Annotated in this window: 11 protein-coding genes; all 11 read right to left on the bottom strand. The window is 71.2% G+C overall.

All coding sequences use genetic code 11. The annotated features are described in order from the left end of the window. Positions 1 to 4,436 (bottom strand): amino acid adenylation domain-containing protein (locus AC3FMM_RS30920; RefSeq protein ID WP_488688253.1); only part of this gene is annotated, 4,436 nt, incomplete at its 3' end. Between the two features lie 23 nt (positions 4,437 to 4,459). After that, entirely contained in the window at positions 4,460 to 7,627 is a 3,168-nt protein-coding gene (locus AC3FMM_RS30925) for a non-ribosomal peptide synthetase (protein WP_488688255.1), read from the bottom strand. A gap of 4 nt (positions 7,628 to 7,631) precedes the next feature. After that, on the bottom strand, positions 7,632 to 12,170 hold the full coding sequence (locus AC3FMM_RS30930; RefSeq protein WP_488688257.1) for a condensation domain-containing protein: 4,539 nt from the start codon (positions 12,168 to 12,170) through the stop codon (positions 7,632 to 7,634). Between the two features lie 56 nt (positions 12,171 to 12,226). Continuing rightward, positions 12,227 to 12,961, bottom strand: a complete 735-nt coding sequence (locus AC3FMM_RS30935; protein ID WP_326348749.1) for a thioesterase II family protein — start codon at positions 12,959 to 12,961, stop codon at positions 12,227 to 12,229. Positions 12,962 to 12,963: 2 nt separating this feature from the next. Then, positions 12,964 to 13,185: an MbtH family protein gene (locus AC3FMM_RS30940; protein ID WP_012356043.1), complete on the bottom strand. Its 222-nt coding sequence runs from the start codon at positions 13,183 to 13,185 to the stop codon at positions 12,964 to 12,966. Positions 13,186 to 13,389: 204 nt separating this feature from the next. Beyond that, positions 13,390 to 13,806, bottom strand: coding sequence for an SRPBCC family protein (locus AC3FMM_RS30945; RefSeq protein WP_115713262.1), 417 nt, complete (start codon positions 13,804 to 13,806; stop codon positions 13,390 to 13,392). 197 nt (positions 13,807 to 14,003) lie between these two features. Next, complete coding sequence (locus tag AC3FMM_RS30950) at positions 14,004 to 14,780, bottom strand: HpcH/HpaI aldolase family protein (RefSeq protein WP_488688260.1); 777 nt, start codon at positions 14,778 to 14,780, stop codon at positions 14,004 to 14,006. Beyond that, the gene (locus tag AC3FMM_RS30955; protein ID WP_488688273.1) at positions 14,767 to 15,999 is read right to left on the bottom strand and encodes a type III PLP-dependent enzyme; all 1,233 of its coding nucleotides are present in this window, start codon (positions 15,997 to 15,999) and stop codon (positions 14,767 to 14,769) included. Before AC3FMM_RS30955 ends, AC3FMM_RS30950 begins: the two co-directional genes overlap by 14 nt. After that, on the bottom strand, positions 15,996 to 17,825 hold the full coding sequence (locus tag AC3FMM_RS30960) for an IucA/IucC family protein (protein WP_488688262.1): 1,830 nt from the start codon (positions 17,823 to 17,825) through the stop codon (positions 15,996 to 15,998). Before AC3FMM_RS30960 ends, AC3FMM_RS30955 begins: the two co-directional genes overlap by 4 nt. A gap of 61 nt (positions 17,826 to 17,886) precedes the next feature. After that, complete coding sequence (locus AC3FMM_RS30965; protein WP_414249533.1) at positions 17,887 to 19,059, bottom strand: MFS transporter; 1,173 nt, start codon at positions 19,057 to 19,059, stop codon at positions 17,887 to 17,889. Next, complete coding sequence (locus AC3FMM_RS30970; protein WP_488688264.1) at positions 19,056 to 20,861, bottom strand: IucA/IucC family protein; 1,806 nt, start codon at positions 20,859 to 20,861, stop codon at positions 19,056 to 19,058. Before AC3FMM_RS30970 ends, AC3FMM_RS30965 begins: the two co-directional genes overlap by 4 nt.

Consider the following 20,861-nt stretch of genomic DNA (forward strand, 5'->3'; position numbering starts at 1 on the left):
ACCTGCCCGCTGACCGACAACGGATGCGACAGCGGCGTGGCCGGATCCTGGCTGGCGCCTGCGCTGTCAGTCGAGAGCCGCCAGGGACTGTCGTCGGCAAAGCTGGCGTCGAGCTGGCCCAGGTAGTTGAACACGACTTCGGGCCTGGGCACATCGGCCAGCGCCGCCTGTTGCGCGGGCGAGCCGAAGCGGCGCAGCAGGCCATAGCCGATGCCTTCGCCGGGCACTGCGCGCAGCTGCTCCTTGACCGCCTTGATCGCGCCATCGAGCGTGCCGCTGCCATCGAGCGCGACCGGGAACAGGGTGGTGAACCAGCCGACGGTGCGGCTCAGGTCCAGCGTGTCGTCGACCCCGGCGACACGGCCATGGCTTTCCAGGTCGATCAGCACCCGCGCGCGGCCGCTCCAGCCGGCCAGCGCCCGCGCCAGCGCGGTCAGCAGCAGGTCGTTGACGCGCGTGCGGTACGCCGCCGGCGCGCGCTGCAGCAGCGCTTGGGTTAGTTCGGCAGGCAGCGTCAGCGTGACGGCATCGCGTTCGGCGATGGACATGGCGCCGTCCGGATCGTCGCAAGGCAGGCTGGCATCGATGGGCGCCAGCGCCTGCCAGTGCGCCAGTTCGGCCTCGCGCGTGGCGGCGTTGGCGCGCAGCGCCTGCGACCAGCGCTGGTACGACGCCGTGCGCGCCGGCAGCACGGCCTGCTCGCCTTGCCGGCGTTGCTGGTAAGCGTCGCGCAAGTCCTCGACCAGCACGCGCCACGACACCCCGTCGACTACCAGGTGATGGATCACCAGCAGCAGTTGCCAGCGCTCGCCGCACTGCAGCGCGACGGCACGCAGCAGCGGCCCTTCGGCCAGGTCCAGGCTGCGCTGGGCGGCCTCGCAGTGCGCCAGCCGCTCGGCTTCCGACGCGGCGTGGCGTACCCACAGCAGGTCCGGGCAGGCCTCGCTGTCGGCATACGCCTGCTGCCACGCGCCGTCGCGCTGGACGAAGCGCAGGCGCAGCGCATCGTGATGCGCGACCAGGTCGGCCAGCGCCGCGGCCAGCGCCGGCAGCCCGGGCGCCTCGCGGCAATCGAGCAGCACCGACTGGTTCCAGTGGTGACGCTGGTCCATCGGTGTCTCGAAGAAGCCGGCCTGGATCGGCAGCAGCGGCACCGCGCCAGCCGGCGCGGTGTTGCTATCGATCGAATCTTGTGCCACGGGCGCGGCGACCGCCGCCAGTTCGGCCAGCGTCTGGCGCTCGAACAGTTGCCGCGGCGTCAGCATCCAGCCGGCGGCGCGGGCGCGGGCGACGATCTGCAGGCTCAGGATCGAGTCGCCGCCGAGTTCGAAGAAGTTGTCGGCGCGGCCCACGCGCGGCAGATTGAGCACCTCGGACCAGATCGCGGCGAGCGCGGTTTCGGCGTCGCCCTCGGGCGCAACAAAGTCCTGGGCGCTGTCGAAGGCCGGGGCCGGCAGCGCGCGACGATCGAGCTTGCCATTGGGCGTCAGCGGCAGGACGTCGAGCACGACGAAGGCGGCTGGCACCATGTAGTCGGGCAGCTCGGCAGCCAGCGCAGTACGCAGCGTCGCGCCATCGATGGTGGACCCTGCAGCGGCGACCACATACGCCACCAGCCGCGCCCCGGACGGACCCTCGGCGGCGATCACCGCCGCGTTGGCGACACCGGACTGCGCCAGGATGCGCGCCTCGATCTCGCCCGGCTCGATGCGAAAGCCGCGGATCTTCAGCTGCTGGTCGATGCGGCCCAGGTATTCCAGCTCGCCGTCAGGCAGCCAGCGCGCCAGGTCGCCGGTGCGGTAGAGCCGCGCGCCATCGCCGGCGAACGGGTCGGGCACGAAGCGTTCCGCGGTCAGGCCCGGGCGATTCAGATAGCCGCGCGCCAGGCCGTCGCCGGCAATATAGAGTTCACCGGCCACACCGGGCGCGACCGGGTTCAGCCCGGGATCCAGCACGCGCACGCCCAGGTCCGGAATGCGTTCGCCGATCGGACTGCGCGCGCGGCTGGATGGGTCCAGGTCGGCACGCGTGATCGGGCGGTAGGTGACATGCACGGTGGTCTCGGTGATGCCATACATATTGACCAGTCGCGGCGACGCATCGCCGAAGTGGTCGATCCAGGGCCGCAGCGCCTGCGGATCGAGTGCCTCGCCGCCGAAGATCACATGGCGCAGCGCCAGCGGCGCGCCGTACAGCTCGGGCTGGGCCAGCAGTGCGCGGAACGCCGACGGGGTCTGGTTCAGCACCGTGACGCGTTCGCGCCGCAGCAGCGTGATGAACTCTTGCGGCGCGCGGCTGACATGGAACGGCACGATCACCAGTTGCCCGCCATGGCACAGCGCGCCAAAGATCTCCCAGACCGAAAAATCGAACGCGTACGAGTGAAACAGCGTCCAGACATCGGCGGGGCCAAAGCCGAACCAATGCTGGGTGGCAGCCAGCAGGCGCGACAGGTTGCCGTGCTGCAGCTGGGCGCCCTTGGGCCGGCCGGTGGAGCCGGAGGTGTAGATGACGTAGGCGAGGTGTTCGGGACGGACCTCGACCGCGGGCGCGTGGTCGGGCCAGGCACCGCCATCGTCCTGTGCGTCGAGCTCCAGCACCGGCAGTGCATCGCGCTGCGGCAGCAGCCCGCGCAGCGCGGGCTGGGTCAGCAAGGCGGCGATGCCGCTGTCCTCGAACAGGTAGGCCAGGCGCTCGGCCGGATAGGCCGGGTCGAAGGGCACATAGGCGCAGCCGGCCTTCAGGATGGCCAGCAGGCCGACGATCATCTCCGGCGAACGCTCCATGGCAATGCCGACGCGCACTTCGGGGCCTGCGCCAAGTGCGATCAGGCGGTGCGCCAGGCGGTTCGCGCGCCGCTCCAGTTCGCCATAGGTCAGCGTGGTGTCGCCGTGGCGCAAGGCGATCCCATGCGGCTGCTGCGCGGCATGGCGCTGGATGCGGCGATGGGCGAGCTCGGCGGCAACGTGCCGCGCCGGCTGGCCGGCAGCGTGCTGGTGCGCCAGCGTGGCGGCGTCGTCGTCGCCGAGCAGGGGCGTGGCCGCCAGCGGCAGTCCGGGCTGGTGCAGCAGCCCGCCCAGCTGGGTCACGTAATGGCGCAGCATGCGCTGGGCCGTGGCGGCATCGAACAGCGCGCAGTCGTACTCCAGGCTGACGGTGATGCCGTCGCCGCGGTCTTCGGCGTCGAGGATCAGGTCGAACTTGGCGCCGGTCTGGCGCGCTTCCACGGCCTGCACCTGCAGGCCCGGCAGCGCCAGCGCGGCGGGTGCCGTGGCCGTGCGCAGGTTGAACATGACCTGGAACAGCGGGCTGCGGCCGGCGTCGCGCGGCACCTGCATGCCGTCGAGCAGCGCTTCGAACGGCAGCTCGGCATGGCCGAGCGCGCCCAGCGCGTCGGCGCGCAGCTGTTCGCACAGCGCGCGGCCAGTGATGCCGGGTGCGGTGCGCGAGCGGTAGACATGGGTGTTGGCGAAGAATCCGACCACCTCGTCCAGCCCCTCGCCGTCGCGGCCCGCGTGCGGCACGCCGACGGCGAAATCGTCCTGGCCCGCATAGCGGCTCAGCAGCGCCTGCCACGCGGCGAGCAGCACCACGAACGGCGTGCAGCGCTGCGCTGCGCAGAAGCGGCGCAATGCGCCCAGCAGGGGCCGGTCCAGCGCCGCATCGATGCGCCGCGCAACACGCGTCGCGGGGCTGCCGTGCGGTCGGTCGGTGGGCAACTGCAGGGCCGGCATGCCATTGCCCAGCTGGCGTTGCCACCACGCGCGCTGGGCGTCCAGGGCACCGCTGGCCAGGCGTTCGCGCTGGCGGCTGGCATGGACGGCGAAGGTCGTGGCGGGTGCGGGCAGCGCGATGTCACCGTCGTGCGCGAGCGCCTGCGCATAGGCCGTGCCCAGGTCGCGCGCGATCACGGCGTTGGACACCGCATCGGACACGATATGGTGCAGCGACAGCAGCAGCACGTGGTCATGGTGCCCCCGCGCGAGCAGCGTGGCGCGCAGCAGCGGTGCCTGGCCGAGGTCGAAGGGGCGCGCGGCTTCGGCGTCGATGCACGCCTGCAGCGCATCCGGGCCGGCGGCGAGCGGTGCTTCGGCCAGGGCAAAGGATGGCGCGGACTCGACCACCTGCCGGGGCAAGCTGCCCGGCGCGGCGTCGTCCGTGACGAACCGGGTGCGCAGCGCGGGATGGCGTGCGATCACGGCACGCAGCGCGGCCTCCAGCGCGCGGCGCTCGAGCGCGCCGCGCAGCACGAAGGCGCGGGTCTGGTTGTAGGCGGTGCTGCCGGGCTCGTATTGCAGCAAGAACCAGAGGCGTTGCTGCGAGAACGATAGCGGGGCGGGGGCGGGGCTGGCCGGTGCGGCCGCCGGCTCCGGATCCTGCTCGAGCAGCAGCGCCAGCAGCGCCGCCTGCCCGGCAGGGGTCGAGGATTGCGTCATGGATGCGTTCCAGGGAATAGACGTTATGCGGAGGCGTTGGCCGTGGCGGAGGCACGCAGCGCGGCGCGCGCCTCGGGCGACATCGCGGCCAGCTGGCGCTGCAGTCCGGCCAGTGTTTCGAGGCCTTGCGGGTCGGGGCTGGCGCTGCGCAGCGCGCGGGCCAGCGCGGCCGCGTCCGGGGCGTCGAAGACCACGGCCGGGGCGATCTCCAGCCTGAGCAGCTTGCGGATGCGCGCCACCAGCTTGATCACCAGCAGCGAGTGGCCGCCGGCTTCGAACAGGTCCTGGTGCACCGCCAGGCCGGGTGCCCCGAGCAGGTCGCGCAGCTGGTCCAGCAGCAGCGCTTCCAGTTCGCTTTCCGGTTCGCGCGCGGGTCCGGCAGGCGAGGCCGCGGCCGCGCCGGCGGCCTGCGCGAGCGCCCGGCGGTCCACCTTGCCGTTCGGCAGCCGCGGCAGCGCCGGCACGGCGAACCACAGCGCGGGAATCATGGCTTCGGGCAGGCGCTCGGCCAGCGCGTGGCGCAGCGCATGGCGCAAGGCGGCCGCGCGTCCCGTGTCCGCGGCGGCGGTGGCGTCGTCGGCAACGATCCACGCCGCGAGCTGGGGCGCGCCACCGGACGTGGCGACCAGCATCACCACCGCTTGCCGTACGCCAGGCAGCACCGCCAGCGCCTGTTCGACTTCGCCGCATTCGATACGGAAACCGCGCACCTTGACCTGGTGGTCGGCACGCCCGATCAGTTCGATGCCGCCCCGCGGCAGGTAGCGGGCAAGGTCGCCGCTGCGGTACAGGCGCTGGCCCGGCCGGTCGGGATGGGCGACGAATGACGCCTCGGCTGCGGCGCCGGACAGATAGCCCGCACACAGTTGCGCGCCGCCGAGATAGAGTTCGCCGGTTTCGCCCACCGCGGCCAGATTGCCCGTGGCGGTGCGCACATAGGCCTCGCAGTTGGCCAGCACCTGCGTCAGCGGCAGCGGCGCGTTCGCCGCCTCGGCCGCGCGCCCGCCATCATGGACCAGGATGCCGACCGTGGTTTCGGTCGGCCCGTAGTGGTTGCACAGGCGGGCCTGCGGCATGCGCGCGCGCAGCCGCTGCAGCAGCGCCGGGGACGCGGCTTCGCCGCCCAGCACGATGGTGGCGTGCGCCGGCAGCGGCAGCGGCTCGGTATCGCCGTCGAGCAAGGCATCCAGGTGCGAGGGCACGATCTTCAGGCAGTCGACATGCTCGCGCGCCAGGAACGCGGCGAAGGCGGCGGCGTGCCGCATGTCGGCCTCGTCGGCGACGCACAGGCAGGCGCCATGCCACAGTGCGCCAAACAGGGTGGTATTGCCCAGGTCGGCCGCGACGGTGGAGGTCAGTCCGAAGCGCTGGCAGCGGTCAAGGCGCAGGGCCTGCCCGGAGGCCGCCGCATAGTTGAGCAGCTGGCCATGGGTGATGGCGACCCCCTTGGGCGTGCCGGTCGAGCCCGAGGTGTAGAGCACGTAGGCGGGCTGGCCAGCGTCCACAGCCGGCAGCGCCTGCGCGGCCGCGGCATCGGTGCCGGCCGCCAGCAGTGCCGCGATATCGGCGTGCGGCAGCGGCCCCGCGGCGCTCGCATGGGCCGCGTCAGTCAGCACCAGCGTGGCGCCGGCGTCGGCCAGGATCTGGGCGCGCCGCTGCGGCGGCCACGCCGGATCGAGCGGCAGGTACGCGGCGCCGGCGCGCATTACCGCGAGCAATGCCACCACCAGCTCGCCCGAGCGCGGCAGCAGCAGGCCGACCGGCTGGCCCGGGCGCAAACCCAGTGCCGGCAACTGCCGCGCCACCGCGCCCACGGCGCGGGCGAGGCCGGCGTAGCTCAACTGCAGGCCAGGGGCCGACAACGCCGGCGCATGCGGGCGCTCGGCGGCCCAATGGGCCAACCGCTGCGGCAGCACCTGTGCGCCGACATGCAGCGCCGGCGCATGCATGGCGTCGGCGCGCACGCGCTCGGCGGCAGTGGCGAGCGGCAACGCGCCCACGGCGGTGTGCGGCGCCGCGCGCAGCGTTTGCAGCAGCTCGCGGTACTGGTCAAGCAGGCATGCCATCGCGTCGGCGCCATGGACACTTTCGGCGTGGTGCAATACCAGCTGACGCGGCTTGCCGCCTTCAACGTGGACCTGCAACGCCAGCGCCAGGCCCGGCAGCAGCGCCCGCGGAGTGTCGGCGCGCCAATGCAGGTCGCCAAGCTGCCACTGCATGCTGGCAGGGCCGCTGCAGCAGAAGCCAACGCGTGCAGGTGCGCCCGCGCTGGCCTCCGCCGGGCAATGCTCGCGCCAGTCGAGGTGCTGCTGCAGTTGCGCGCCGAACGCAGCCAGCCAGTCGGCAAACGGCGCCGCCATGTCGGGCTGCACCGTGACCGGCAGCAGCGCTTCATAACGCCCCACCGCGCCGGCCAGTACATCGAAGTCGTCGCGGCAGTCGTGCTGCCAGCCGGCGCAAAACGCCGCGGCCGGATCGAGGCGTGCCAGCAGCAGCCACCATGCCGCCTGCAGCGCGTGCGACAGCGGCTGGCCGAGCGCCGCGGCCCATTCGGCCACCGCACCGGCTTCCGCGGCGGGCAGCTCGGCATACTGTGCCGCCAGCGCATGGTTGGCGTCGCCGGCGCGTTGCCAGGGCAGCCGCGGCGCATCGAGGCCGGCCAGCCGTTCCCCCACGGCTTGCCAGTAGCCCGCGCCGGCTTCGGTGTTCTCCTGCGCCAGCCCGTCGGTCCAGTCGAGATAATCCGCATAGGGCAGGGGCGCCGCGCCCGCCGGGGCCGCATCGTCGGCGTAGGCCTGCGCCACTTCGCGCAGCAGGATGACCAGGCTGGGGCCATCGGCCGCCAGCGCACGGGCGGTCAGGGTCAGCTGTGCGCGGCGGTCGTCGCAGCTCTGCAGCGCGGCCTGCAGGGCCGGCTCGGCCCCGGCAGGGCCTGCAAGCGACCACGCCGGCAAGGCCCCGGCAAAGTGCTGGCGCAACCCGCGCAGCCCCTCGACCGGACCGAACACCAGGCCCGTGGCCGGATGGCGTGCGGCTACCCGGTACAGTGCCCGCTGCAGGCGCTGCGCGTCCAGCGGGCCCTCGATGGTTGCCGACAGCGTAACCGGCGTGGCCGCGTGGGCCGGCAGCGCTCGCTGTTCGCGCCCGAGCGCGCGAGCATGCCGCGCAAAATCCTGGGTGATGGCGTCCATCGGCTCAGCCCTCCAGCGCGGTGTCGGCCGCCACGGCGGCGTCCTGCGCGCCGGCTTGTGCCGGCAGCGGCGGCAGGTCCTTGCGCTCGAACATGTCGCCCATCGCCACCACGATCTTGCGCGGGCCCTGGTACGGGTCGCGGGCATGGGCGGCCAGCATGTTGTCCAGCATCACCACGTCGCCCTGGCGCCAGGCAAAGCGCACGGCGCAGGCTTCATACAGCTCGCCGATCCGGGCCATGACGTCGTCGCCGATCGGGCTGCCGTCGCCGAAGGTCACCTGGCGCGGCATCCGCTGCGGGCCGACGATGTCCAGCAGGTCACGGCGCACTTCGGGGTCCAGGCATGCGGTGTGGTGCAGTTGCACCTGGTTGAAGAAGCTGCGCTCGCCGGTGACCGGGTGCGCGATCACCGCCGGGCAGTGTTCGCGCGTCTGCAGCGTGTCGGCATCCAGCCACGCAAAGTCGGTGCCGCAGGCGCGCAGCCGCGCTTCGATCTGCTCGCGCGAATCGGTCTTGAAGAAGTCGCGCCAGCTCACGTCCAGCTTGTCGTTGAAGGTGCGCACGTAGCGCAGGCCCTTGCGCTCGAACCGTTCGGCCAGTTCGCGCGGCAGCCGGCGGTACATCTCGCGGCAGTCCACTATCGGCGTGGCGCCACCCACCGGTGACGGCAGCTCACAGAAGAACCACTGCTTGCGCGGCCAGCGCGGCAGGTGTGCGCTTTCGTTGTGGAACAGGATCATCTCGCGCTCGGGGTACGGCGTGGAGCGGTAGGTGTTGCGGCCGCCTTCCTTCTTCGGCAGGTCGCCGTAGGCGCCGTACAGCCCCGGCTCGATCGATTCGGCGAACTGCTCGAACTCCTGCGGCGTGCGCAGGCCGAAGCCGCGCAGCAGGATGCCGCCGTGGCGGCACAGCGTGGCCTCGATCTGCGCGCGGTGCGCCAGCGCCCACGCCACCGGATCGAGATCGGGCGAGGCCGGTTCCATCACGATCGGGAAGGTCTGGCCCGGCGCCAGGAACGAGGTCCGGACCGGCAGCGCGGCGGGTGCGGCCGGGGGGGCGTCTGCGCCGCGCCGGGGCAGGCTGGCGAGCTTGCCGAGTTTGTCGAGCTTGCTGGGGCGGGTCGCGGGGGTGGCAGTCATGGCGGGCGGTTCAGGAGCGGGTTCGCAAAGGCCGGCCGGCACATCGAAGCCGGACAGCGGACGGGCGGGATCGGCCACCGCCTGCGCCAGCACGGCGCCGTACGCATCGGCGAGGCGCTGCATGGTGGCGCGCGGGAACAGCGCGGTGGCATACACCCATTCGGCGCGCAGGCCGTGGTCGCACGGTTCGAGAAACACGGCCAGGTCGAACTTGGCCGCGTGCACCGGCGTGGGCAGGCGCGCGGCCTGCAGGCCGTCGAACTGGCGCGCCTGGCCCGGCGTGTTCTGCAGCACGAACAGCACCTGCACCAGCGGATGCCAGGCGCGCTCGCGCGGCACGCCGGCCGCTTCGACGATGCGCTCGAACGGCAGTCCCTGATGGTCGAAGGCGGCCAGCGCGCGCGTGCGTACCTGCGCCAGCAGTTCTGCAAACGGCAGTCCGGCCTGGCATTGCGCGCGCAGCGGCAGCACGTTGACGAAGAAGCCGACCAGTTGCTCCAGCTCGCGGCGTGGCCGGCCGGCCACGTCAATGCCGACGAGCTGGTCTTCGGCGCCGCTGACCCGGTGCAGCAGGGCGTGGAAAGCGGCCAGCAGCACCATGTAGCGCGAGGCGCCATGGGCCTGCGCCAGCGCGTCCGCCTGCGCCAGCAGCGGGGCGGGCAGGGTGGTGTGGCAGGCGGCCCCGTCGCGCGAGGCGACCCGCGGGCGCCGGTTGGGCGTGGGCAGGGTGGTCAGCTTCGGCGCGTCGCGCAGCGCGTCGCGCCAGTAGCCGGCCTCGGCCTGCCGTTGCGGACCGGCGTCGGCGGCGCTTTGGTGCGCCGCGTAGTCGGCGTACTGGACCGGCAGCGGCGCCCAGTCCACCGCGACGCCGGCCCGTGCCGCGTTGTAGGCGGCGGCGAGCGTATCGAGCAGGATCGCCACGGACCAGCCATCGCCGACGATATGGTGCAGCGTGAGCAGCAGCGCATGGTCGTCGGCGGCGATCCGCACCAGGCGGGCGCGCAGCAAAGGCGCCTGCGCCAGATCAAAGGGCTCGCGCGCCTGGCCTTCGGCCAGCTCCCGCAACGCGGCATCGCGTTGCCCCGCGCTTAGTGCCGACAGGTCGCTAAGCGGCAGGTCGAGCGCCAGTTCAGCTTGGATGCGGGCATACGGCAAGCCCTGCGCATCGGCGTGGTAGCTGGTGCGCAGGACTTCATGGCGGGCCACCAGTGCGTCCAGCGCGGCGCGCAGCGCTGCCGTATCAAGCGCGCCGGTGAGGCGCAGCCCGCCGGCCATGTTATAGATCCAGCGGTCCCCTTCGGTGGCGATGCGGTCGGTCAGCCAGAGCCGTTGCTGCGCCGGCGCCAGCGGCATACGCGGCAGGCGCGGCAGGCGCGGCACGGGTGCCAGCGGCGCCTCGGCGGCATCGCCCTGCAACAAGTCCAGCGCGGCGGCGCAGGCGTGCAGGGTGGGGTGCTCGAACAGCAGGCGCAACGGCACCGCAGTGCCATATTGCTCGCGCAGCCGCGCCACCACCCGCGCCGCGGTCAGCGAATTGCCGCCGCTGGCAAAGAAGTGCGCATCGCGGCCGGCCGGCGCGATACCGAGCAATTCCTGCCACAGCGCGGCCAGTGCGCGCTCGGTGTCGCCGCGCGGGGCAGCGTCCTGCGCGGATACCTGCTGCGGTGATGCAGTGCCGCCGCGCGCGAAGCTGCCGTGCACCCAGACCGCGCACGCGTCCAGGCTGTCTTCAAGCCAGCCGGTACGGCAGGCGCTGCGCTGCAGCTTGCCGCTGGTGGTCTTGGGCAGGCCACCGGGATTGAGCAGCAGCGCGACCGCCAGCGGCTCGCCGCAGGCGTTGCCGACCGCCTGCGCGAGCGCCTGCACCAGGGCCGCGTGGCCCACGCGCTTTTGCTCGGGACGGGAGATTTCGACGGCGATGCCGATCCCCTCGCCGTCAGGGCCTGCAACGGCAAAGGCCGCCACCCGGCCCCGGCGCGCGGCGGGCACCTGGTCTTCGACCGCGCGTTCGATGTCCTGCGGATAGAGGTTCTGGCCGCGCACGATGATCAGATCCTTGCGCCGCCCTGCGATATAGAGCTGCCCGCCATGCCACAGGCCGAGGTCTCCGGTACGCAGCCAGCGGTCCGCGCCGGGCCTGGCGTCGTCGCCGTAGGCCGCGGCACTGGCGCGGGGATTGCGCCAGTAGCCGCCGCACAGGCTGGGCCCCGCGATCTCGATCTCGCCGATCTGGCCGTCGGGCAGTGCCTGCCCGTCGGCGCCGGCAATGCGGATGGCATGGCCCGCGCGCGGGAAGCCGCATCCGACCAGCTCCATGCCTTCCTGCGACGGTTGCGCTGTGCCGTGCGCCAGCGCCGCGGCATCGAAGCGCGTGCTGACCATGCCGGCGCCGCGCTCGGAACCCGTGGCGAACAGCGTGGCCTCGGCCAGGCCATAGCACGGATACAGCGCCTGCTGGCGGAAGCCTGCCGGGGCAAAGCGTTTGACAAAGGCGCGCAGGGTATCCGCCCGCACCGGCTCGGCGCCGGAGTAGGCCACCGCCCAGCTTGACAGGTCCAGCCCCGCCAGCTGGCTGTCGCGCACGCGTTCCACACATAGCCGGAAGGCAAAGTCGGGGCCGCCGGACAGCGTGCCGCGATGCTGGCTGATCGCCTGCAGCCAGCGCACCGGGCGCTCCAGGAAGAACTGCGGCGACATCAGCACCACCGCAATGCCGCTGTGGATGGGCTGCAGCAGCCCGCCGATCAGCCCCATGTCGTGATAGAGCGGCAGCCAGCTGACCATCACGTCGCCGGGCCCCACGCGCATGCCCTCGGCAATCGCCATCTCGTTCGCCATGACGTTGCCATGGCTGACCATGACGCCCTTCGGCGAGGCGGTGGAGCCCGAGGTGTACTGCAGGAACGCCAGCGTCCCGGCATGGGCGGGGTAGGGCCGCCAGGCTGCCGCTGCGGCGGGCCGAGTGGCATCGGCAGCCACCACGGCCGCGCCGGGCGCAATCTCGGCCAGCGCCTCGGCATGGTCGCGGGCCTGCGCGCTGGTGGTCAGCACCAGCGCCGGCTCCGCATCGGTGGCAATCGCGCGCAGGCGCGCTACTTGCGCGGAGCGCACGGCTCCAGGCTCGAAAGCCGGCACCGCGACCAGCCCGGCGTACAGGCAGGCAAAGAAGGCGGTGACGTAGTCGATGCCGCTGTCCATCAGCAGCAGCGCGCGCGTGCCGGGTTCGGCCTGCGCCGCAAGGTGTGCCGCCAGGGCCCGCACGCGCGCGTCCAGCGCGGCGTAGCTGTAGCGGGTTTCCCCGCCTTCATCGGCGATGATTAGCGCCGTGTCGGCGCCGCGCTGTGCGGCCAGGCGGCCGAGGTGGGCCACCAGCGTGGCCGGCAGGTCAGGATCGGACTGCATGCTTGGATCGCTCTTCGGAAGGACGGTTGGCGTTGGGTCGTGCGTCGCGGGGCGGGTCAGGCTGGCAGCAGGGCAGCGGATGCCGGCGCTGCGTTCAGGCAGGCAATGAGCCGGCCGACCACCTCGGCCTGGCTGTCGTGCAGGAAGAAATGGGCGCCGGGAAACCAGTCGAGGGTGTGGCCGGCGCGGGTCTCGATCGCCCACGCGTGCAGATCGGCCGGTGCCATCGGGTCGTCAAGGCCCGCAAACACATGCACGGGCAAGCTCAGGGGCGGCATGTCGCCGCGCCGGAAGCTCTCGCACACGCGATAGTCGGCGTCCAGCACGTCGAGCGTCAGCCGCAGCAGTTCGGCGTCGGCGAACACCGCCTCAGGCGTGCCGCCGTGCTTGCGCAGGTCCGCGCTCAGCGCGGCATCGCCACGCAATGCCGCCAGCCGGCCGGGATCACGCCGGGTGGGCGCGGCACAGCCGGATACCACCAGGCGCTGCGGCAAGGCATGGCCGCGTTCGCGCAGCAGGTGGCACAGGCGCCAGGCCAGCAGGCCGCCCATGCTGTGTCCGAACAGCGCGTACGGCCCGGCGCGTCGCTCGAGCTGCCGGCACAGGACGTTTGCCATCTCCGCCGCCAGCGCTTCGAAATCGCGCAGCAGCGGTTCGTCCAGCCGCGCACCGCGCCCTGGCGGTTCCAGCGGGACCACGGCGACCTGCGCCGGCAACAGGCGCCGCCAGCGCAGGTACGCCGTGGCGCTGGCCCCCGCGTATGGCAGGCAGAACAGCTGCAATGGCGCCATGGTCAGGCGCCCGTCTGCGCTTGCGCCTCCATGAAGCGGCGCAGGCTGAGCGGACGCATATCGACCCAGGTGCGCTCGATATAGTCCAGGCAGGCCTGCCGGTTGCCGCTGAACCCTGCCGCACGCCAGCCGCCGGGCACGGCCTTGTAGTCCGGCCAGATCGAATACTGTTCTTCGTGGTTGACGAGGACCAGGAAAGTGGCGTCGTCGCGGTCGAAACTCATGGCGGGCTCCCGTTCAGTGCAAGGTGTGTGGCGCCATCTGGCGCATCACCCTGTTGGACGAAAGCGGAACGGGAATATTTAGGGGGCAGGGGCACGGCCACTGGTGGCCACGCGGGGCAGCGCCAGGCTTCCTGGCGTAACGGGGCAGGGAACCGGAGCCTGTCGCGACCTGGCTGGCCAGGCCGCGAGCGGGACTGGAAGGCGTCATGCCTGGGCTTCGATGAACTCCTTGAATCGCTTCAGGTCGCCCTCGACCCGGCGCTTCAGCACGCCGGCAGCATCGCCGACCGCCTCCACCACGCCTTCGGTCTCGTAGTCCATGCGCACCGACACCCGGGTCGCTCCGGCATCGAGCGGCGCGAAATTGACCTGGCCCGAGTTCTCCGCGCCGGCGACGCTGCGCCACGCGATGCACTGGTCGGCGACGTTCTGCGTGATTTCGGCATCCCATTCCTTGTGCTTGCCCCCGACCTCGGCGCGCCAGTGCAGGCGGCGATCATCCAGCTGTCTTACCTCTTCAACGCCCTCCATGAACCGCGGAAATTCCTCGAACCGGGACCATTGCCGATACGCGACCTGCACCGGCACCCTGACGTCAATCGACTCTTCGATGGTTGACATAGCACCTCCTATTCAAAAGGCGGGCAAACCGGTGCAAGTCTTGTTCCAGAGGTGGGGCGCCAAGGTGGCTCCTGCCGCGGCGGGGGTGGCAGGGACGGTGCAGATATTACGCGCAGGGCTGGAAGAACCGGACTGGAATACCGGAGACGATTGAGGCGGCGCCGTGCGGATGCCGCCACACGCAGCCTTCCTGCGATTCAACCTGGGCGCTCACGCCGATAGCCCGCCACCAGCTGCTTCATGGCGCGGAAGGCCGTGGCGCGATCGTCTCCCAGCAGGAAGGCGTGCACGCCTTGTTCGCGCCATTGCTCGCATTGTCCGGCCGCACGCGGGATGGCGCAGAACGGCACGCCCCCGGCCTGGCAGGCCCGCGCGATGCGGCGGATCGCAGCCTGCACGGCAGGATGCTGCGCGTCGGCGGGAACGCCCAGGCTTTGCGACAGGTCGATCGCCCCCTCCAGCACCATGTCGATGCCCGGCACGGCCACAATCTCTTCGATCGCGTCGATGCCGGCGCGGTCCTCGATCATCGCCACCACCATCAGCTCGCGATTGGCCCGGTCCATGTACTCGGGCAATGTCAGGGTACCGAAGCCGGTGGTCCGGCCACCGGCGATGCCGCGCTTGCCGAGCGGGTGGTAGCGCGCGCTGTGGACCGCCAGTTCGGCGGTAGCACGGTTGTAAACGTGCGGCACCACGATGCCCTGCGCGCCGGCATCCAGCACCCGCAGGATGATGTCCGGCGCCGCCCGGGGCACCCGCACCAGTGCCGTGGTGCCGGCGCATTCCGCAGCGCGGATCATGTTCTCGAGCGTTTGCGGATTCACGCCGACATGCTCGAGATCCAGGATCACGAAGTCGAAGCCGGCGTAGCCGATCATCTCTGTCATCAGCGGCAGCGGCAGCGAGTTGATCAGCCCGAACACATCGCGCCCGGACGCTATCGCGGCCTTGAGACGGTTAGGCTGCAGCATGGGCATGCTCCACCGGCAGGTAGCAGTGCCGCGGGTGCGGGTGGCGCAGGAAGTCGTGGTGCGAGATATGCCAGGCATAGGCGCCGGCATACGGGAACACCACCAGGTCGCCGGCGCGCACGCTGTCGACGTACGCGTCGTGCGCCAGGATGTCCTTGGGCGTGCAAAGCTGCCCGACCACGCTGACGCGCGCATCCTGCACGCCGGGGCGGGCGAACGGATAGCGCCAGGACGCCACCGGCAGCACCCGGAACGGGTGGCTGTGCCCCTGCGCATAGGGCGTGCGGAAGTGGTGCGTGCCGCCGCTGGCCACGGCGAAGGCCCGGTCGAAGGCGTGCTTGACGTCGATCACCTCCATGGCGTAGTAGCCGCAGAACGCGGTGATATAGCGCCCGCATTCGAAGCGCACGGTCAGCCCGTCGCGCTGTGCCGACAGCGCCGGCAGGCCTGCGGCAAAGCGGGCCCAGTCGAACTGCCGTTCGGGCTCGCGGTAGTTGACGCCGATGCCGCCGCCGACGTTGACCTGGTCCAGCGTGTCGAGCCCGTATTCCGTGCGCCAGCGCCTGACCTGCTGCAGGTAGGCATCGAGCAGGCGCAGGTGGGCGGCGGCGTCGAGCTGATGCGACATCAGGTGGAAATGGAAGCCGCGCAGCCGGATTTCAGGGTGCGCGCGCAGCCATGCCAGGCAGGCGGGCAACTGGTCGCCGGCGATGCCGAACGGCGTGGGCTTGCCGCCCATCATCAGCGTGGTGGCCTGCAGCCCGTCGACCGCCAGGTTGACGCGCAGCAGGACCGGCGCCGTGGTGCCACGCTCGCGCGCGAGCCAGGCCAGCCGTTCCAGCTCATGCAGGCTTTCCACATGCAGCGCCTCGACCCCAAGGTCCAGCGCGCCGGCCAGTTCCGCATCGGTCTTGCCAGGGCCGCTGAAGATCAGCGGCACCTCGGCAAAGTGCTCGCGCACCCAGGCCAGTTCGCCGCCGGAGGAAATCTCGAAGCCATGCGCCAGCGGCGCCAGGGTCTGCAGGATCGGCAGGTCGGAGTTGGCCTTGATGGCGTAGAACAGCTCGAAACCCGGCGGCAGGCTGCCAGCAATGGTGGCGGCGTGCGCCCGCAGCGCCTCGAGGTCGTAGACGTAGGCGCTGAGCGGGGCGCCCGCATCGGCGAGCGCCTGGTGCAGGTGGTCGGCGACGTGCGACCAGCGCAGTACGGGGGCGGTCATTGCCATGCCGCCTCCATGCCGGCAAAGGGAATCGGATTGGCGACGGGCACGTAGGTCGAGGCGCGGTCGGCGCGCTGAAAGAAGCGGTTGCTGAAATTGGTCTTGGCGGGGAAGGGGCGGCCAGCCAGCAGGCCGTTGATGCGGCGCGCCGACGCCGCATTGCCGTGGCGATGCTGGTAGGTATGCAAGTGATGGCGCACCACCGACCACAGCCGCGCGCTCAGGGCCTGCCTGCCGGCACCGAGCTGCGCTATCACTTCGCACAGGTTGTTGACGAACACGCAGTAGGCGACGCGGTTCCAGCCTTGCTCCTCGTCATACCATAGCGACGACCGGGCGCGCTCGCTGATGCCCGCCATGGACGACGCGGGATGGCGCGCCGGGGTCAGCTTGACCCCCTCGAAGTCGCGCAGGAACAACTGGGCGGGCATGTCCTGGCGCAGGCCCAGCACCACGTTCTGCAGGTGCGGCTCGAAGATGACGCCGTGCGCAAAGAAGAGGTGGAACACCGGGTAAACCAATTGCTCCACATAGGCGGAGAACCAGCGCTCGGTCATGGCATCGACCGTGGTCCTTTCCTGCGCGGCGAGCGCTGTGAGCAGACGCTGCATGCGCGCATCGCCGTAATAGTGGTTGCCGAACAGCGAGCCGGCCAGCAGCGGCACGCAGTCGGGCGCGCGCAGCGTATCCACGCTCTGGCGCAGGATCAGGCCAAAGCCTTCGATGACCTGGCGGTTCTGCTCGATGTCGGCGTGCCGGAGGTCGACCGACAGGAACGCCGGCTCCTCCATCAGCGCCAGGCCGGGGAACTCGCGCGCCAGCTCCGGCAGCAGCGGGCGCAGCACGCGGTTGACGTGCATGGCGCTCTCCAGCTCATACCATGCGTTCTTGCGCACGCAGTTGGTGATGCGGATGTTCAGCGACAGCTTGTAGAAGTACGGATTGCCGGGCTGGTACAAGGTCCGGATCGACGAAGTCGGAAAGAAGTCCGCGCCTTGCGTGCCCAGGTCTTGCAGGCGTCCGCTTGCCAGCGCATCGCGCACCAGCGGATGCTCGCGCAGGTAGCCCGCCTGCCACGGATGGACCGGCACCGCGACGCGGTCGGCGGACACTGGCGGGGCATTCGCCGCGATCAGCTGGTCGCAGCTGGCGTCGAGCAGCGACTGCTGCGCGATGTCGTCGCGCGGCACCGCGAACCACGCCAGCGCAAAGCGCGTGCGCAGTTCCGGCGAGTAGCGCAGCAGGTCCTCGTCGGAAAAGCCCTGACGGCTTTTCGGCGTGGGATGGAAGGGGTGGCCGAAGGTCAGCGATTGCTCGGAGTCGATATAGGCGTCGACCGGATCGGCCGGGATGATCTCGGATACCGGCACCGACAGCACTTCGGTGCTGACGGCGACGCTGTTGCGGATCTGTTCCATCAGCTCGGTGTTGGGCGGCAGCTCATGCTGTTGCGCCATCTCGCGCAACAGCAGCGCGGCCAGCGCTTCCCAGTCGAGCAGCGCCCACGGCTTGTTCTCGGCCTTGTGGAATACCGGCGACAGGTAGCGGTAGTTGCCGGTCAGCCAGGCACCGCCGACCACGGCCAGCAAGCGGTCGTGGATATGCGGCAGCTGCACTTCCAGCACCTGGACCGCCTGGGCCGCTTCGCGCTGCAGGGTCATGGCGATGGTCGCGGGCCAGTCGTTCTGCCCTGCCGGCGGGCCGACGCGCAACTGGCCGGCGGGGCCCGCGACTTCGCGGCAGTAGCAGTTCAGCAGGGTCTCCTGGCAGCGCCGCGCGGCGGCCAGGCCGGCCAGTTCCGTCATGTCATCCAGGGGGCGGCGCATGCCGGCAGGTTCCAACTTGTTTTGCGTTTGCATTGTCTTGTGACCTCGTTCTCGGGAGGGATCAGAGCGGGCTCATCCGCTGTCGGGCGGTAAGAAGGTAGGCGACGGCCGGCACCAGCAACGCCGCGCCAAGCAGGTAGGGCGCGCCCTGGCCGGCCACGCTGACCGCGGCGCCGGCGCCAAGCCCGGCCGCGACGCCACCCCATTTGGAACTGCTTTCGAACCAGCCGAAGGTGCGGCCGGCGTTGCCCGCGTGCACCACGCTGGCCACCAGCGCATGCAGCGCGATAAAGCCGACCGTCATGGCGATGCCCATCAGCAGGCGCCAGGCCACCAGCGCGGGCAGCCCCAGCGGCGCGGCCTGTGCCAGCAGCGCGACCGCCAGCGTGCCGTAGGCGGAGGCCAGCAGCGTCAGCGAAGGTGCCAGCCCGAGCCGCCGCGACAGCAGCGGTGCCGCCGCCAGGTACACCAGGTGCGGCAGGCCGAACAGCAGCCCGGCGGTGGCCGCGGACAGGGCCGGCATGCGCTGCTGCAGGTCCGGGATGAAGTAGGGGAACGTCGCCACGGTGGCAAACACGAACGCGAACTGCAGCACATAGATCTGCCGCGGCGTCGCCGGTACCGCCGTGCCGGCGACGGTGGAGCGTGCCGCCGGCCGCTGCACCGTGCCGTTGGCGTCGCCCGCGGGCAGCCACGCGATCAGCGCCGCGGCGGCCAGCGGCAGCAGCGCCAGCCAGCGGTACAGCACGATCGGCGATGCGGCACCCATCCACAGGCCGAGGCAGGCCGGCGCCGCCACCAGCGCGGCGCGCGCGGACCACTGCATCGCCGTCAGGCTGCGCGTGAGCGTGGTACCGCTGGCGACCGTGGCCAGGTAGGCGTTGGAGGCCGAGAAGGTCCCGCCCAGCACGCCTTGCAGCACCAGCGCCGCCAGGAAGGCAAACGAGCTGGTCGCGTAGCTGGCGAGCAGGAAGCTTGCCGCCAGCCCCAGTTGCGCACGCATCAGCAGCGGCTTCTTGCCGAAGCGGTCCGCGAGCCGGCCCCACCATGGCGCCGAGATCGCCGCCAGCAGGGTTGGCACCACGTAGAACGCGCCCGCAAGCCACGGCACGTCGTTGTGCAGCGAGCGCTGCAGGATCAGGGCGAAGAACGGCGGCATGCCCAGCGCCGCAAACGCGGCGATGAAATGGCACAGCATCACCACCGCGACCACCCGCCGCGTGCCGGCGCTCATGCGGCCACCCTGAGGAAATTGGGGGCCCGCTTGCCGTAGAACTTGTTGACGTCGGTGGCGCCGGTCCGCGCCTTTTCGGCGAGAGACGCGGCGGTCAGCAGGTACTTCAGGTGCAGCCGGTCGTCGTCGAGCAGCACCTGGCGCGCGAAGGCGGTGTCTTCGCCCGCGGCGGCCAGGTCGGCAAGGACGGCCTCCACGTGGCGCCGCACGCGCGCGTAGCCAACCGCAGGGTCGGTGCCGCGACGCTGCGCCAGGCCTTCCACCAGCGCCGCGATGTTCAGTTGCAGCGTGATGGTGACGAACATCTGCGCCAGCGGCAACGCCGCGTCGACGCCGATGCGCTGGTCTTCCAGCCCGTCGAGGCGGGCCGCCAACGCCGGCCAGCGGCGCGCGAGCATGGCGCGGTCGATGCGCGCGGCATCGTTGTCCTTGAGCATCAGGCGCAGGCCGTCGTCGCCGTAGACCAGCATCGAGTTCTGCTGGTTCGATTCCAGCGCCACGCCATAACGCAGCCACAGCGTCAGGTGCAGCTGCAGGGTCAGCGCCAGGTAGGCATCGAGCCAGGCATCGAGATCGCCGCCGTGATAGCGGCCGGCCAGTTCCTCGGCCACGCACTGGCCGCTGGCGGTTTCCGCCAGCAGGCCCGCGACCGGGACCACCGTCTTGTCCGCCAGCTGCGGCTCGGGATAGCGGCGCAGGATATAGCCCAGGAACGGGCGCTGGTCGACATGGGCGCCATTGGCTTCGTCGGTCAGCAGCACCTGCCCGTGCAGGCCGGGTTCCTGGCGGACTATGTCGCCAAGCAGGGTCTGGATGCGATGGCCGTCGCCGATGGTGCTGGGCTTGATGGTGCGGATGTTCTTGGCGCCCAGCGTGCGGATCGTCAGCGGCAGCTTGATATGCCACGCGGGGGCGTCGAGCACGACCAGCGAGCGCACCGACAAGGTGGGCGACACGCGCAGGCAGGCGCGCGGCGCGCGGATGACGTGGCCGTCCAGCCCGGCTTCGGCCAGGAAGCCATCGAGGTGATGCTGCCAGACGAAGGGATGCACCGGCACCAGCGCATGCGAGCTGGCCAGCGCCGAATCCAGGCCGACCTCGGCGAAATCCGGCCAGTTCGGCGGCAGCGCGGCGCCGCTGGCATGATGGTTCTGGCACGGGACCGCGAGCCAGTTCAGCGCGAATGCCGGCTGGAACTCGGGCGCGTAGCGGGCCAGGTCATCGGCGGCAAAGCCCAGCTTGGCGCGCGCGGTGGGGTAGTAGGGGTGGTCGAGGAAGCCCGCGGCGCGATCGTAGTGCAGCATGCGCTGGTTCCAGGCGGGCAGCGCATGGCCAGCAGTGCGGTCAGCCTGCGCGAACCAGCGTGCGCGCTCGGCCATCGAGACGGCGCGATGCTCGGCCGCGGCACGGCACTCCTCGGCGTAGGCGGTGAACAGGCGCGCATCTGCCTCGGGCAGGCCGCCGGCGAATGCGGCCAGGATGGACTCGACCTCATGCAGTGCGGAGAACTCGCCGTCGGCTTCATGCAGCAGGGGCAGGCGAGTCAGGCGCCAGTCCTGCATGTAGCGCGTCGGGCTGACCGGAACCCACAGCGTGCCGGCGCCAAGGCGCGGGACACGCAGCCACTGCTGGCCGGCATCGAAACCATGCGCGGCACCCGGTACCGCGTCAGCGCCGTACAATTCGCCGCGGCTGGCGCAGGCACGCACATCCTCGCGCAGCAGGGTGTCGACGACGCGCACGCAGATGTAGTCGACATCGGCGTCGGCAGCAGTGGCGGACCGGGACGGCTGCTGTTGCAT

Source organism: Cupriavidus sp. 207A1 (genome assembly GCF_057798955.1).